The organism is Calditrichota bacterium (assembly GCA_013152715.1).
Classification (GTDB): domain Bacteria; phylum Zhuqueibacterota; class Zhuqueibacteria; order Thermofontimicrobiales; family Thermofontimicrobiaceae; genus 4484-87.
Map to the genome: position 1 here is coordinate 1 of JAADFU010000048.1, position 15,422 is coordinate 15,422.

Genomic DNA, 15,422 nt, shown 5'->3' on the forward strand with positions numbered 1-15,422 from the left:
TGGTCATGTCCCAGGTCAGTACGCTGCTGCCGTCGCCTTCGTTCAGCTTATTCCAGAAATTTGGCGTGGCGATTTCCAGATCGCCGTTGGGTAGTAAATTAGTGGTTTGAGAAAATGCGATACTTGAGAGGCAAAAAATGAAAATGATCGCCAAACTGGTTCGAAGCAACACTTTCATAGAACCCTCCTCTTTCATTTTTGGGTTACCAACTATTTGTGATTTAAGTGATTGCTGTGCGGGATTATCACCTCCTCTCGAATTATTAGTTACAAATTTTAGTAATTTGATCGTTACGAGTCTTTTTGATTAAAATAGAAAATTTCTTGATGTTGGCGAGACAAAATCACCATTTGATATTTCCCTTAACCATCAGGAAATTAAGTCGAATTGCGAACGACAAGTTCGACGGGCACGAGAAATCGGCCCTGAAGTTTTCTATTTGAATTAATGATATCGACCATTGTTTTTACGGCAATGGACCCAATATCTTCCTTGTTGACTCTGATTGTCGTCAGTTTGGGATCCATTTGTGAAGCAATTTCTACATCGTCAAACCCGATAAGAGCGACTTGATCCGGAACGCGGATATGTTTCTCGCGCAGGCATTTCATGCATCCAAAAGCCATGGCGTCGTTTGTCGCGAAAATTGCTGTGAAAGGTATTTTTTTGTCTAATAAGTCGCAAGTGGATTGGTAGCCGTACTGGGATGTGGTGTCCGGCGCTGTGGCGACAATTAAATCTTCTGAAATGCGAATGCCGTGTTTTTCCAGCGCTAATTTGTAGCCTTTGAGTCGGGAATGAATGCTTGGATGGCCAATGTCTCCACCCACAAAGGCAATTTTTTGGTGCCCTTTTTTGATGAGATGGGTTATGGCCTGAATTGCGCCATCCACATTGTCCATGAGAACGGCTAAATATTTGCCGCGCGGCGGCACATAGTCGATGAAAATCACCGGAAGATCAAAATGGCTCAGATACTCAATTAAGCCGGTTGGAATTTTTCCAGCCAATATCACGCCGTCCACATTTTTTTCCGACAAAAATCTGGGGACGTCTTTTCGAGAGAACTTGCTCTCTACGGTAGTCAATAAAATATAGTAATTGTGATTGCGCGCTTCTAATTCTGATCCAAGGAAAATTTTTGTGTAGAACGGTTCAGCGCGGGAAAAGTGATAGTTGGTGAGAATGAAGCCGATGTTGCCTTTGCGTTTCGAAGCCAGGCCGCGTGCAAAATAATGCGGATGATAATTCAATTCTTTGATGGCTTTGAGAATTCTTTGTCGCGTAGTTTCGTTTACGCCGGGCTTGTTATTGATGACCAAAGACACGGTCGAAACCGATACCCCGGCTTTTTTGGCGACGTCTTTAATTGTTGCAGTCATCTGTTTCCTATCGAAACGTTTCGATTTTTATTTAAAAAAAATTAAAGAACGAGCATTAATAGGAAAAACATAACACCAATAAAAATAATAGTTAAAAAGGGAAATCGGAGATTCAAAATGAAGCGAAAAAGACTAGAAACGTTTTAATATAATAACAAAATGTGGCTTTGTCAAGTAAAATTTTTCAATTTGGTCATTTTTTTTAGTTTCGGGTTTTGCGTCTTGAACTTCGAGTTGTGAGTTTGAAAATTAAAGTTACGGTTTAAAAATGATGAAATACGGGGTGAAAAATTTTCCAACAAAGCGAGTACTTATTTTCACAATTTTACTTGAATAATTGAAAACTTTCAGTTATATTGTGAGAAATTCAATTATCCGATTATCGTTGGGAGGAATTCATTGTGAAAAAGATTGCCTGTTTTTCATTTTTCTGGCTGTTTTTTTTAGCTCAAATTCTGGCCGGACAGATTCCTGATTCCATTCGCCAGTTGATTTTGAAAGGCGAGTACACCCGGGCGCAGCAAATGTTGCATCATGAAATTTGCACCAATCCGAAAATTGATGCTTTGCAAAAACTGGAAATGGAATTTGAAATCGAGCGTCTGGATCGGATTCGTAAAGATTTCACTGGGACGCGCCATGACATCATCGAATATGTCAAAAATTACGTGCCGGATGTTTCGATTGACGATCTGGAAAAATGGGAACAGCAAAAAGCGCTTGAGTTCAAAATCATCGACGGCGAGAAAAAATATTTCCAACGGGCGGCGCCGAATTTGTTTCGCATCGACAAAAAGTTGAAACAAATTAAATTGAAAAAAGACGGCCCGTCAACGCCCGGGATCTACAACCGGCTGGCGGATGTGAGAAAAATTATTCGGACTGCGGAAGAATCCGGCAAAAAATTCGTCAACCCGGTGCGAGTTCAAATAAATTACTCGGTCACAGTCAAGCCCGATGTCGTGCCGGACGGCGAAGTAATTCGCTGCTGGCTGCCATTCCCAAGAGAAATTTCCGGACGGCAAACGGACATAAAACTGGTTTCCTCATTTCCTGATCGACATCTCATTGCCCCGAATGATTTTTTGCAGCGGACAATTTATTTCGAGCAGACGGCGGAAAAAGGAAAGCCCACCAAATTTCAGATTGCGTTTGAATTTACTAATCACGCGGTTTACAATCACATTGATCCCGAAAAGGTCGTGCCTGCTCCGCGGTCACCGGAATTGCTGCCGTTTTTGTCTGAAAGACCTCCGCACATTGTTTTCAACAATGATTTGCGGCAATTGTCCCGAAAAATCGTTGGCGACGAGAAAAATCCCTACCGCATCGCGCAGAAAATTTTCCGCTACATCAGCGAAAATATTCCCTGGGCATCGGCGCGGGAGTATTCGACAATTCCTAACATCAGCGAATATGTGTACCAAAACCACCACTGCGATTGCGGTATGCACTCCATTTTTTTCATCACTCTTTGCCGCATGAACGGCATTCCGGCACGCTGGCAGTCCGGTTGGACCACCAAACCCGGGAGTCACGGCATGCACGACTGGGGTGAAATTTATTTCGAGCCCTACGGCTGGCTGCCGGTGGATGCGGATATCGGAGTTTTGAATTCAGAAAATGAAGAAATAAAATGGTTCTTCCTCGGTAGTATGGATGCGTACCGGTTGATTGTCAATGACGGCTATTCACAACCGTTGTATCCGGCAAAAATACACTTCCGTTCCGAAACCGTGGATTTTCAGCGCGGTGAATTAGAATGGCGAGGCGGGAACCTCTATTTTGATCAGTGGGATTGGGATTATCAGGTGGAGTTTGTGAAAGATTTTTAACTACCAAAACGCAGTAGCACCGGGTTTCCCGTTTGAAATTGCAAGACACTTGGCGGGCATTCAGTAAAGGAAATTCTGTTGAAAAAATTGACTATTCTTTTCAGCGCTTTGATTTTCATCTTTATTTTGCAGCAAAATTTGTTTGCAGGGGTGAAAGATAACCTTTGCAGCGACGGAAAACATTTTGCGGAAATTGGATTAAAGCTCTTCATAGCCCCCAGTCATTTCCAGAAAAGTGATTGGGAAAAATTAGGCATCATTACAGCGACAACGGGCATGTTATTTTTTGTCGATGATGAGGTGCAAAACATTGCTTTGAAAAATCAGCATTCGAAAAATGATCGGATTTTTGCTCTGGACAAATTTTATGGGAACAAGTACACGATCATGATGACTGTCGGTATTTACGGAATTGGTCTTTTTTGCGACAAGCCGGCTGTCCGGCGAATGGGACTAAATTCTTTCGAGTCATTTTTGTATTCCGCATTCTTGTCAACGACCTTGAAAGCACTTTTTGGCCGGCACAGACCTGACGTTGGGGACGGGCATTTGCTTTTTACGCCATTTCAGATAAAAGATATGTACCAGTCTTTGCCCAGCGGACATGCCACAGTGAGTATGGCGGTGTCTGCGGCGATGGCGAAATCGCTTGATAATTTTGTCTGGAAATTATTTTGGTATTCGAGCGGCGGATTAGTGGCGGCATCGCGAATTTACCATAATCGACACTGGGCATCCGATGTCTTTTTAGGCGCGACGATTGGCTATTTTGTGGCTGATTTTGTGGTGAAATTTGACAGGAAAAATGAAAAGAGAATCACGGGCAAGATTCTGCCTTTTAGCAATGGACGCAACCTTGGCGTGGCGATTGCTTTTTAGGGCGAATTGCACTCTATTTTTTTCAAGGAAATCATGGATAAAGTTTTCAATTTTTTCATAGAAAATTTTCCTTCAGTGAAAACAATTCTCATCGGCGGGCCTTTAGGTTTGTCGTGGGCATTTTTGTGTTTGTACGTTGCCGGGCTATTTAAAAGAAAGTTTGGCCTGAAAACGGGCTACACCCGAAAAATTTTCCATTTTTCCATCTTTGCCAGCGTGGCGGCCATTCAATTCCTCTGGGGAACGCCGATCGTATGTTTGTTCGGCGGCATGACATCTCTTGTAATTTTGCTGGCGGTAATTTTAGGAGATGGGAACATTTTTTACGAGGCGCTGGCTCGGGAGAAAGATGCGCCGCATCGCTCATATTTCATCATTGTGCCCTATTTTGCCACATTAATCGGCGGTCTGGCGAGCAATATTTTTCTGGGAAATTTTGCTGTTTTCGGCTACCTGGTCACCGGTTTCGGCGACGCCATCGGCGAACCGGTAGGAACGCGATTTGGCGCGCACGAATATCGCGTGCCCTCTCTGAAAGGCGTCAAGACGAAGAGAAGTTTGGAAGGCTCGTTCGCCGTTTTTGTTGTTTCCGGCATTGCCATTGTGTTGGGAATATTTTTGACGCCAACGATGGATTTGCATTTTTCCCTGATTTTGAAAATTTTGCTCATTGCCTTGTTCAGCGCGGTTATCGAAGCAGTTTCACCTCATGGCTGGGACAATACGACGATGCAGATTTTGCCGGCTTTGATGGTGAAATGTTTGTTGTAACTTGAGATTTTTCAAGGGTTTGAAATCTTTGAAAAGTTGGCGCGATAATCACAAAACCCGCAACACAATTAAGGTTAAATCGTCGTACTGCGGTGTGCCGCGAGTGAAGCGAACCATTTCTTCATAAATCAAATTGCGCAATTCCTCTGCCGTGTGAAAGGGATTTTGCAGAATGATATCGATCAATTTCCTTTCGCCAAATTCTTCCACGTCCACATTAATCGCTTCTGTGATGCCGTCGGTGTAGAAGACGATGGTGTCGCCCGGAGAAAGTTTGACTTGAGAAGATTGGTAGGGAAAATCCGGTTGCACGCCGATGACGAGACCGCCTTCGCTGAGAAAACAGTGTGAACCGTCCTGCGTTTTGATGATGGGATAATTGTGCCCCGCATTGCTGAAGGTGAAAGTCAATTTTTTCGTGTCAAATATGCCGTAAAAAAATGTGGCATATTTCTCCGCAGAAGTCGTGTGCGCTAATTGATTGTTGATTTTGTTCATCACCAGTTCCGGTTTTCGATATTGCCATGCGGAAGCGCGCAACGCCGCCTGCAAGTTTGACATCAGCAAAGCGCCGGGAATTCCTTTGCCGGCGATGTCGCCGATGGCGATCCCGATGTGTCGTTCGTCCAACTCGATGAAATCATAGTAGTCGCCACCAACTTCTTTGGAGGGAATGTTCATGGCGGAAATTTCAAAATTTTTCCCCAGCGGCACGTGACTGGGCAGCAGCATTTGCTGGATTTCCTGCGCCAGAGAAATCTCTTCTTCAATGCGTTGTTTGGCAATTTTTTCTTTGTAAAGCTCAATATTTTCCAACGCAATGGCAATTTGACCGGACAACAAATTCAACAGCGAAGCATCTTCCGCGGAGAATGACGTTCGTGTGAGTTTATTTCCCAAACACAAAATTCCTTTCAGTTCCGTGCGGTGAGCGAGCGGAATGAGCAAGTAGCAATTCAAGCGATTGAGGATATTTTTTTCTTCGACGTCGTCGAGCAGCGTCATCAATTCTTCCACTGAAGCAGGTCTTTCCAATTGTCGCATGATGGTGATAAATTTGGAATTCAGAAGGAAAGTGTATTTTGTATTTTCTGTGTCAGCAGACCATTCAACATCAAAATCGCCGTTTTCATTTTCAATGATCAAATGTACGTTTTCCAGCATGAGACTTTGCGTGAGTACGGAAGTGATTCTCCTTTTCAATGTCTCGACGTCGGGAATGGTCAAAATATCGTGACTCAGCGATTCGAGAATGGTGCGAAAATCAGTGCGGTCTTTGCCAAAAAGTTGGGTGAGAAAATTTTGGATGAAATTGATTGTCGGATGAAAAGCAAGCACGGCGAAAATGATAAAGACCACCTCGACAATAGGCACATCAAAACCTAACACGCTCGGTACCAATTTTTTGAACTGATAAAAAACGAGCAGAAAAATAGCTGTGATGATGCCGAAACAGACGGAAAAGAGAAATTCCCGCGTAATTCGGGAACTGATGTCCAAGAACTGATATTTTATCATGGCCCAGGCGATGGAAATTGTACCGATGAGCAGGGCGACGATGGTGATGAGATAAACGACGTTGTCGGAGGTGCGAATTGGCAGCAGTCGCGGCAGAATGAAGGCGATTACATAAAGACCAACGCTGGCGCGAATTCCCCAAATGACCAGCCCGACCTGTTTTTTGATGCGTGGTGTGGGAAGTTTTTGAAAGCTTTGATACATGAAATATACTGCCAGCAGCACGTAAATTAAATTAATCACTGCGAAAAAATTCAGATGAAACTCATAAAAATAGCTGATCAAACTGAGGCTGAAATTGAAAAACAGCGACAAAGGTTTGAGAATGAGATTGAAGGTGGAGTCGCTTACTGGCAGTCGGATCAAGGAAATGATGGACTCCGGGCTCTTGAAAAGCAAAACGATGATAAAATGAAAAATGTGCGGCAGATAGATGAAATAGACAATTTTCGGGAATGAGCGAACGATTTTTCTTTCCGTGGGAAAAACAAGGGAAAAATAGAGCAACTGCGGGAAAAATAATTCCCACAACAAAAAGAGCCGGCGGAAGAATTCGAGATCGAGCTGCTGTAGTTTGTAAATTTTGAAAACGATGAGGCCGAAGGAACCCATGATCGGCGCCAGCGCTGCGAAGAACAATAACACGCCGGTCACACGATTGACGCGCTGCGCTGCATTTTCTCTGTAAATGAGAAGCCCTAACAGAAAAAGCAGCACACCGATAGTGAGATAAACGATGGCAGCAATAAAAGTAAGATTCATTTCGTCCGCATGAAATCAATTAAAAGTGTGAACTTGATTTATTTTTAATACGAAAAAAAAAAGATTTGTTTCTTGAAAAGAGTGTTTTCTTTCCTCGCCGAAGCTGATGGAATAAATTTAAACAAATTTGCCCAGAATCGCAAGATAAATAATATTTTTTTCGGAATGGTTTCCAACCATGATTTGACATTGGGTAGAATGCCGCAAAATTATTTTTTTAGTGGAATAAAACTTGACAAAATCAGCTAATTTGGTTATATTCGACTAATCAGATCGCAATTCAACTGATTAAATTTTACTTCAGGCTGCTTTCTCGTATTAATGATTCAATGAAAAAATCAGGAAATATTGCAAATAGCAATCCCACCTTTAACGATCGGAAACGCAAATGAATCTTTTTTCTCGGCCTCGAATCGGACTGGCGCTCGGCGGCGGCGGCGCCCGCGGTTTTGCGCATATCGGTGTACTGAAAGTTTTCCATCAGGAGAAGATACCTTTTGATTTAATCAGCGGCGCCAGCGCCGGGTCGTTGATCGGAGCGATGTACTCGCAGCTTGCTGATGCTCAAAAAATTGAGGATCGAGTGAAAGCATTTTTAGCCAGCGAAACCTATCACAAACTTGGTTTGCGCAAAACATTTTTCGGCAATCAGACCAGCGGAGTTTTTTCGCATTTGATCACTCATTTGAAGGAAACAATTGTCATCAATCTTGCTCATCGTCGAAATTTCCTCATTCCCGCTGATAAATTTATGGTGGCGTTGGAGTTTCTGCTGGAGGACGGTTTTATTCAGGACGGAATTTTGCCGTTTTGCGCCGTCGCTTCGGACATCATCTCCGGGGAAGATGTCTACATGACTCATGGCCCCATTCGCACGGCAGTGCTGGCGAGTAGCTCTATTCCAGGATTTTTGCCGCCAGTGGAGCGCGACGGCAAGCTATTACTCGACGGCGCTGTGACGCAAAAAGTACCGGTGCAAGCAGCGCAACTGATGGGAGCCGATGTTGTCATTGCGGTAGATGTTTCCCAAGAACTCGGTCATGAAACGGAATACGATAATATTCTCGAAATAATTAATCGAACGTCAAAAATTACATCGGATCAGCTTACGCAATTTCAGATGAAATCCGCTGATGCCGTGATCCGGCCGGAAGTGGGAAAATATCACTGGTTTGAGTTTGATCGCGTCGAGCAATTCATCAACGCTGGCGAAGACGCGGCACGGGAAGCGTTGCCAAAAATTCGTAAAGTGATCTCGCGGCGGCATGTTTGGAAAAAAAATAGTTTTTCTCGTTTACAACAATTTGAGTAACTATTCAGATACAAAGGCGCGCAGCCCCTCACTATTGAGACATAGAATGAAGTCGGAAGATGAAAAGGGTGAACAACTACAAGATGAAATCCGTTTCCCATTCTGAAGCTAATTAGAAAAATCTTGAAAAGGAACAAGTGCACTGCTCTGGAAGTTTACTGCCGGAGCTTTCTTTTTAACGGAGGAAACTGAATCTTTGTCTCGTCGCATACTGAAAAATCTCATCGATCTGGCTACCGGAACGCTGGTGTCGCGCGTCTTTGGCTTTTTGCGCGAATTGATCACTGCGGCGTACTACGGCACTCACCGCGCCATGGATTTGTTCGTGATCGCGTTTACCATTCCTGCCTTTTTTCGTCAGGTATTGGGCGAAGACGTCGTGGAGCGCGCTTTTATGCCGCCGTTTAAAACTCTCATCAGTCAAAAAAAATACGCCAAAGGCTGGCGTCTGCTTTCGTCCTGTTTGAATTTAATGATTTTTGTGCTGCTCATTTTGACGGCAGTTCTTTACCTACTCGCGCCTTTGATCGTGAAAATGATTGCTCCGGGCCTGGCGGAAGATTTACTCCCGCAGGCGGTGACCATGACTTACTGGATCATTCCGTTCATGTTCATCATCGGCATCGCGGCGTTCGCCGGCGGGATTTTGAATTTCTTTGAAATGAACAAAATTTACAGTCTGGCGCCGGCGATGATGAGCGTGGGCGTGATTATTGGCGTGCATTTTTTTCGTTCATTTTTGGGAATCTACGCTCTGCCGGCTGGTTTTCTGCTGGGTGCAATAATGGTCGTGGCGGTTCAGTTGCCTTTTCTTTTTGCAAAAAAAATTCACAAGGACACTCAGGCGCGCTACTATCCCGGTCTGCAAATTCACGATCCGGAAATGCAGAGAGTCGGCCGCGAAAGCGGTTTTATTTTTCTCAAATCACTGCTGGACAAATCCGTGGAAATCGTGGACAGAATTCTGGCTTCGTTTTTGATTACCGGAAGTATTTCCTCGCTTTGGTTCGCGCATCGTCTCATTTTGCTGCCTGTCGCCATCATCGGTCTGGCAATCAGCCGCTCGCTGATTCCGTATTTGACAGAAAAAAAGGCTTTAATTGAAGACCGAAAATTTTTAGAAGGAATCACGCTGGGCATCGAGTTGAATTTTACGCTCGTGTTGCCGACGATTATGTTCATGGTTGTCATGGCAAAACCAATCATCAGCTTTGTCTATCAACGTGGCGAGTTCGATGCCGAAAGCACGCGATTGACGGCAATCGCTTTTTGGTGCTACTCCGCCGGTCTGCTCGGTTTAAGCCTCAACGCTTTTCTGTCGCGCATTTTCTCCATTTTTCAGAAAAATCGCATTCCGTTTTACGTGGCAATTTTTTCCGCGACGCTCAATATCGGCTTGAATTTTCTGCTGGTGAGAACTTCGCTCAAGCACGGCGGCATTGCTCTGGCTTCTTCCATCGCCTTTACCATGAGCGGTATTGTCTTGTTTTACTTTTTATTGAGACAATTGAATTTTGAACTGAATGTGCGGCAGATTGTCAGCGATCTGATTAAACTGACAGTTCTCAGTGCGGTCATCGGATTGGTGTGCCATCGGATTTATTTTGTGTGGCTGGAACCGTTTTTCTCGAGGAATGTGGCTTCGCTTTTTTTGCGAAATGCGATTGGTTTGAGTGTCGTGGCAGTTATTTCGCTCGCTATTTATGGAGTCGCTTTGTTTCTGTGGGGACCTGAAATGATAAAATCGCGGTTGAAAGCAATGAATAAAAAAAGTGTGCTACACCTTTGAGTGTAGTACACTTTAAAAATATGAATGACCAGTTGAAAATTTTTAAGTAAAATAGCAATGGAAAACAATAAAAGCCTTACGGCTTAATTCCGAAACTGGGACGGAGTTAAGGCGTCAGCCTTTTAAAAACAGGTAGTTAATACCAAATGTCCAATTTTAACCGGTCATTTGTACTAAAACTATAAAAGAGAAAAAAGTGTACCACACCTTTCAGGTGTAGCACACTTTTTTCACCGAAACTTGGGAATTTTCCTCAAATTAAGAAAATACCGCTCTCCGCAATTGACCTCGTCCAATTCAAAAATTCCATCGGCCAATTTCCTGAAGGGCACGATGGTGTTTTTTTCGTTGCGAACTTTTCTAATCTCGAAATTATCCATTAATAGCACCAGCCGTCCGTTGTGCGCAGACAAGAATTCGGCTCGATTGTTGTGATAAATGATGATTCCTTTGCCTTTTTCCGCGGTTTCAGCGAGCAAATCGCCGTCAAAGGAGCGGAGTTTCCACTTGCCAAAATCGGAGAATGTGACGATGCCATCCGGTTTGTTCGCGGCAAATTGAACCGCTTGTCTGATAAAATTTTTGTTCTCGTCGGCAATTTTCCCGTCCGCAAAAGACTGGCTGTACTGAATCGCCGGCATTCCGAAAATAGCTGCCGTGGCAAAATAGTACGGAGCAATTTTATTGTACATCGTCACCGCGCCGGCGTCGATCAATTTCCCGGGCAGGGCATTGATGATAATTCGGGCTCTTTTTTCGCGGCGCAATTTATTGTCCCAGCCATCTTGCAACTGCACCATGTCCTGAATGTGGTAAAAATGCGGGTCGATTGCCGAACTGATAATCAGCGCGTCTGGTTTGTGAAGTTTTGCCCGGCGGTAAAATTCCCCTAAATAACGGTAAGCTTCTTTAATTCCCATTCCTAAAGTGGGATTTTCAAAATCTGCTGTAACAGGATTGGGCGTCAGAAACAGGTTCTCGATTTGGATTCCGTCCGCATTGAGTTGCCCAGGCCTATTGCCGAGCATCATTTTACAGCAGCTATCGACGTAGGCAGAAAACAGATGATGCGTCGCGTCGCAGAATTCGCCGTCGTGTAAACCCCAGCGCACCGCTTTGGTGTCCGGCTCGATTTGCCAGGCTTTCCAGGAAAGAATGACGCGAATGCCGCGAACGTGACACCAATCAATGAAATTTCGTAAATTCTTAAAATTTGGTCCTGGCGTAGGATCTCCGTAGAGGCGATTCCATTTTCCGTCAAGGATAAAAATAAAATTAGTGTCGATCCAAGTCGAACGAATGGAATCGACAAATGTTTTGACCCAATCCAGTGTGTAGCGTTGGTCATCGGCCGTAAATTGGTTGAGCAGACGGTCGCCGCGCGGAGAAACGAGCGGCTGTTTCCACCAGTCTGCCATTTTTTCACTGCGTTTTTGTTGAGATTTGTTTCCCTGAAGAATGAAGCGGCTGAAATCGCGGACGCCATCCCACTCGGAACGATTGCAGCTAATGAGCAATTCCGGGAGCTGGTAGAAATTATTTTTCGCCGCGGAAATTTTTTCCCAGGGAATGTCCAGCGAGAGGGATTTGTTTTTGAAAGCAAAAATTGTCGCGTCAGGTAATTCAGTAAGTCCGACGCTGAACCAACCAGCCGGGCTGTGAAAAGACAAATTGAGCGGCGCTGGGGCAAATTTCCATTGCTGATCCCGGTCGGTGCGGATGTCGATTTGCGGATTTCTGGTGTAATAATCGTCCGGTTCCGGAGAGAAAAATTCACTCCAGCCGCGGGAATCCATTGCCTCGTTTTCGCGACGGAAAAAATAGACGCCAACCCCGCTGTCCGGCGGATGAACGGAAAATTTCACGGAAAAGCAATTTTCAAAAAAAGCGAATTCCATTTTTAAAATCAAAGAATCTTCTGAAAACTGCTGGCAACTGAGAAAATTATTTTTAATTTGCCATTTGAAAGAAGACTCTGCTCGCGAGTCAGATTTCGGCGCCGGCAACTGCACCGCGAGCGGAAAAGAGGTGTATTTTTTTTGGACGGAATTGAAAAACTCAGCGCGCGCATTGTGCTTGTTAATTTTCAAAAAATAGACCGGAGTCGTTATTCTAATTTCACTCGAATCCTGGACAATGGTGGTAGCGGGTTTTATTTCCTCTGAAGGCGGACGGTTGGAGGCACAGGAAAAATAAATCACCGCTGCAAAAATGACCGGCAAAATTGGTCCAAAGAATTTATTTGACCACATAGCGCGCATGGGGTAAACCTTAAAAATTTTGACGTTCCAATCTAATCGAATAAAATAACAGCAATTTATTACAAAAATTATTCCATTGTGTGATAATTGAGGATATTTGTTTTCAAGTTTAATAGAATCAATCAATTGAGCCTTGCAGCCCAAAGAGAAATGTTTTTTCCGTTGGTCGGAAATGATACGAAATTTGCACACTAAAGTCAAGAGTTGGTTGAAGATTGAAAGAAATTTAGAAAAATGACAAAAGGAAATGTCGAGAAAAGGCTGGAATTTTTTCAGTCTCAACTAATGAAAAATCAATGGGATGCATTTTCGTCCTTAATTTTCAGAAGAAAAGAAAAATGACATTTTTGAAATAGCAACATCAAAAATGAATTTAAGGAGATTTCATTTAGTGCCGGGACCTGTAACCGTGAAATTGCCGCCGTCGCGATAGGTGGGAACGCGCAAAAAGTCGAGCGTGGGCTTGTCGATGAGCGCGCTGATATTGTTCAGCAATTCTGCCGGCAATTTTGCCCTGAATGACATGCTAAACAAATGCAAATTTAGCGAGAATCAAAATTAAAAGAAGCAGTTTTAAGCCTTTGCGCAGGAAAGACATTTCCAAGGTGTACTCCACCTTCCGGCTTTCGAGTTTCGATCCTCAATGCCAAAAGCCAAGAGCCAAATGCCAATAGCCAAAACCAATCACTTCCGCTGTTTTTCCTGCATCTTCCGGATTTCTTCTCTTTCCGCAGCTAATTCCTTTGTTAAATCCGATAATTTCCAATTTTCCGTTGTCGGCGTCAAAGTTGCCCACAGCGGCGCGGGCAGGCCTGCCGCGCGATAGCCGCGAATCAAAGTGTGCAGTTCTTTTTCCGTGATCCCGGCCATGACGACTGCGAGCGGAATTTTAGAAGGTTCGTTTAAGCCGGAATTTTCTGGCAGAGCGAACAAATCAGCCATTTTTTCGTTCGCTTGCTGCGTCGTGACAAATACTGCGGGCAGGGGAGAAAGTTCCAGTTCTTCAATCAATGACAGAAAGCGTGCATGAAGGTCTTTTCCCAGTCCGCACACCAGAACTTTTCGCGGACCGAAAAATCTCTGCTCGCTCTGTCCCACTTTTTTGAATGTCCCATCTTCGTTATTGCTCATTTATGTTTCCTCAATTTGCCTTCAAATTAATTAAAAAAAACAGGCATGACAAGATTTTGCCAATTGTCTGGTTTTCACAAAATTTATGATAACAAACCGTTAATGATCAATTCGACGGCTTCTTCTTCGTCCATGCCGCGGGACATCAGCGTTTCTAATTGTTTATTATCCACGCTCCCGATGGCGGCCTCATGAGTCACGTGGGCGCGAGGATCTTCTACGTCCACGATGGGAATGGCTTTGGCGACAGCCTCGTCTTTCACAATTTCGTGGCAATCGACATGGCCGCGCGTGAACGGCGCTGTAGCGCGCAAGGTATTGTAAACTTCGGCGCGCGCTTTTCCGCGAGCGGCAATTTTCGACGTGAGCACGCCGCGCGCCCGCTCGCCAACGAGAAATCCGGATTCTCTGATTTCAATTATGTCGTCTTCAGTGCCGCTAATACGCGAAGTCATTTCCATCACGCTGTCTTCTTTGCCGGTAATCTCATAATCGATGTAAATTTCGCCCACGCGTCCTTTGAGCAACTCAAACTCCGTGTTGAATTTCGCGCCTTTTTCCAGCGTCACCTTTGCTTTGGGAACGACTTTTATGCCCCCTTTGCTGCCGTGGATGTGGCGCTCAAAATAAGTATAGTCAGCATTTTCGCCAATATTGATTTTCGCGTCCATGATGTGCTGAATAGCGACAGCATTGGGAAATGTGCAATGAGAGAGCAGCGAAATTTTAGAATTTTTGCCAATTTTCACATCCATCTTGATGCGCTGAATACCGGTTTCAGGAATGATCCCGAAACACAAATGCACCGGATTTTTCACGACAACGTCGTCTGCGAGCCGCATGGTTAATTCCACGCCGTCTTCCAATTCTTTCGCGTCCATTTCCAAACCCGGAACCAGGTGCGTGCCCAATACTTTATTTTGATGAACCACCAAATGGGCAACTTCCGGGTCGCTCAAAATGCCCGAATCTGACTCGGTGGTCTCGTAAACTTCTTTCATTTGCTGCATCTTATCGTTCATTATTTTGCCTCCGCTGGAAATTCTTCAGGTGCATTTTTGTGATCGCAGATCAGACATTTGTCTTCAAAATAGTGCCGGATGCGGCTCACCGGACCTTTGTCAAAAATTTTGCCAGCGCAAAGCAGAAACGCGTGATCCGCCTGTTTCAACACTTCCAGGCTGTGAGTGATCAAAAGCACTGTCGAGCCCATGGCTTTGAGATAGGTGAGGGCTGCGAAAATATTTTTCAGCGCGCTGATGTCAATGCCGGAATCGGGCTCGTCGAGCAAAACTAATTTGGGACGCATCGCCAGAATCGACGCCATTTCGATTTTCTTCCTCTCGCCACCGCTGAGCGTTTTGTCCACAGCCCGGTCGGCGTAAATTGGCGGCTCCAGTCCCATTTTATTCAACACTTCTTCGACAATGCCGTTTTTCCCTCCGTTAAAATGTGCGGCAGCTTTAATAAAATCGCGCACTTTCAGTCCTTCGTAGCGCGCCGGTTCCTGCCAGCCGAGCGTAATGCCCAATCGCGCTCTCTGATCGACGGAAAGATTTTTTATCGAATTTCCTGCAAATAAAATATCGCCTTCAAAATCGCGGTAGCCGGAGAGACCCATAATTGTGTAAGCAAAAGTCGATTTTCCGGCGCCGTTTGGTCCCACAACAGCGTGAATATGTCCTTCCCAAAAATCTACGCTTAAATCGTCAAGAATTTTATGACCATCAAGTGAAAGACTCAAGTTTTTAACTGTTAAAATTCCCACTAATTCCACCTCA

General features: G+C 44.5%; 13 protein-coding genes. 5 read left to right on the forward strand and 8 right to left on the reverse strand.

Features of this window, described 5'->3' with window-relative positions; genetic code table 11:
* Positions 1-178, reverse strand: a 178-nt coding sequence (locus GXO74_04220) for a hypothetical protein (GenBank protein ID NOZ60866.1), incomplete at its 3' end; no start/stop codon positions are given.
* A gap of 200 nt (positions 179-378) precedes the next feature.
* Positions 379-1,383, reverse strand: a complete 1,005-nt coding sequence (locus GXO74_04225; GenBank protein ID NOZ60867.1) for a LacI family transcriptional regulator — start codon at positions 1,381-1,383, stop codon at positions 379-381.
* A 524-nt stretch (positions 1,384-1,907) separates the two neighbouring features.
* On the opposite strand from GXO74_04225, the gene GXO74_04230 reads away from it, so the two are divergent.
* From GXO74_04230 to GXO74_04240, 3 genes are all read left to right on the forward strand, one after another.
* Positions 1,908-3,218: a transglutaminase domain-containing protein gene (locus tag GXO74_04230; GenBank protein ID NOZ60868.1), complete on the forward strand. Its 1,311-nt coding sequence runs from the start codon at positions 1,908-1,910 to the stop codon at positions 3,216-3,218.
* 78 nt (positions 3,219-3,296) lie between these two features.
* Positions 3,297-4,097 carry a phosphatase PAP2 family protein gene (locus tag GXO74_04235; protein ID NOZ60869.1) on the forward strand — a complete coding sequence of 267 codons (801 nt, stop codon included), beginning with the start codon at positions 3,297-3,299 and terminating at the stop codon, positions 4,095-4,097.
* 33 nt (positions 4,098-4,130) lie between these two features.
* Positions 4,131-4,868 (forward strand): hypothetical protein, encoded by a 738-nt coding sequence (locus GXO74_04240; GenBank protein ID NOZ60870.1) that lies wholly within the window; start codon positions 4,131-4,133, stop codon positions 4,866-4,868.
* A 48-nt stretch (positions 4,869-4,916) separates the two neighbouring features.
* Here the strand turns inward: GXO74_04240 and GXO74_04245 are convergent, their stop codons facing one another.
* Complete coding sequence (locus tag GXO74_04245; protein ID NOZ60871.1) at positions 4,917-7,148, reverse strand: PP2C family protein-serine/threonine phosphatase; 2,232 nt, start codon at positions 7,146-7,148, stop codon at positions 4,917-4,919.
* A 388-nt stretch (positions 7,149-7,536) separates the two neighbouring features.
* Here GXO74_04245 and GXO74_04250 point away from each other — a divergent pair, with 388 nt between their 5' ends.
* On the forward strand, positions 7,537-8,460 hold the full coding sequence (locus tag GXO74_04250; protein NOZ60872.1) for a hypothetical protein: 924 nt from the start codon (positions 7,537-7,539) through the stop codon (positions 8,458-8,460).
* A gap of 196 nt (positions 8,461-8,656) precedes the next feature.
* A complete protein-coding gene (murJ, locus tag GXO74_04255; GenBank protein NOZ60873.1) occupies positions 8,657-10,249 on the forward strand; it encodes a murein biosynthesis integral membrane protein MurJ in 1,593 nt (530 codons plus the stop codon).
* A 230-nt stretch (positions 10,250-10,479) separates the two neighbouring features.
* On the opposite strand, the gene GXO74_04260 is transcribed toward murJ, so the two are convergent.
* The 5 genes from GXO74_04260 to GXO74_04280 form a co-directional block, all read right to left on the reverse strand.
* Positions 10,480-12,501: a hypothetical protein gene (locus tag GXO74_04260; GenBank protein NOZ60874.1), complete on the reverse strand. Its 2,022-nt coding sequence runs from the start codon at positions 12,499-12,501 to the stop codon at positions 10,480-10,482.
* Positions 12,502-12,894: 393 nt separating this feature from the next.
* Positions 12,895-13,035 carry a hypothetical protein gene (locus GXO74_04265; protein NOZ60875.1) on the reverse strand — a complete coding sequence of 47 codons (141 nt, stop codon included), beginning with the start codon at positions 13,033-13,035 and terminating at the stop codon, positions 12,895-12,897.
* A gap of 159 nt (positions 13,036-13,194) precedes the next feature.
* Positions 13,195-13,641, reverse strand: a complete 447-nt coding sequence (locus GXO74_04270) for a DUF3783 domain-containing protein (GenBank protein NOZ60876.1) — start codon at positions 13,639-13,641, stop codon at positions 13,195-13,197.
* 83 nt (positions 13,642-13,724) lie between these two features.
* Positions 13,725-14,663 (reverse strand): SufBD protein, encoded by a 939-nt coding sequence (locus GXO74_04275; protein NOZ60877.1) that lies wholly within the window; start codon positions 14,661-14,663, stop codon positions 13,725-13,727.
* A complete protein-coding gene (locus tag GXO74_04280; protein ID NOZ60878.1) occupies positions 14,663-15,409 on the reverse strand; it encodes an ABC transporter ATP-binding protein in 747 nt (248 codons plus the stop codon). Before GXO74_04280 ends, GXO74_04275 begins: the two co-directional genes overlap by 1 nt.
* Positions 15,410-15,422: the final 13 nt, after the last annotated feature.

Coding starts and splice junctions, on each gene's coding strand:
- GXO74_04275 (NOZ60877.1), bottom strand. CDS start 14,663: ATGAACGATAAGATGCAGCAAATGAAAGAAGTTTACGAGACCACCGAG.
- GXO74_04230 (NOZ60868.1), top strand. CDS start 1,908: ATGTTGCATCATGAAATTTGCACCAATCCGAAAATTGATGCTTTGCAA.
- GXO74_04225 (NOZ60867.1), bottom strand. CDS start 1,383: ATGACTGCAACAATTAAAGACGTCGCCAAAAAAGCCGGGGTATCGGTT.
- GXO74_04270 (NOZ60876.1), bottom strand. CDS start 13,641: ATGAGCAATAACGAAGATGGGACATTCAAAAAAGTGGGACAGAGCGAG.
- GXO74_04250 (NOZ60872.1), top strand. CDS start 7,537: ATGAATCTTTTTTCTCGGCCTCGAATCGGACTGGCGCTCGGCGGCGGC.
- GXO74_04245 (NOZ60871.1), bottom strand. CDS start 7,148: ATGAATCTTACTTTTATTGCTGCCATCGTTTATCTCACTATCGGTGTG.
- GXO74_04240 (NOZ60870.1), top strand. CDS start 4,131: ATGGATAAAGTTTTCAATTTTTTCATAGAAAATTTTCCTTCAGTGAAA.
- GXO74_04265 (NOZ60875.1), bottom strand. CDS start 13,035: ATGTCATTCAGGGCAAAATTGCCGGCAGAATTGCTGAACAATATCAGC.
- GXO74_04260 (NOZ60874.1), bottom strand. CDS start 12,501: ATGTGGTCAAATAAATTCTTTGGACCAATTTTGCCGGTCATTTTTGCA.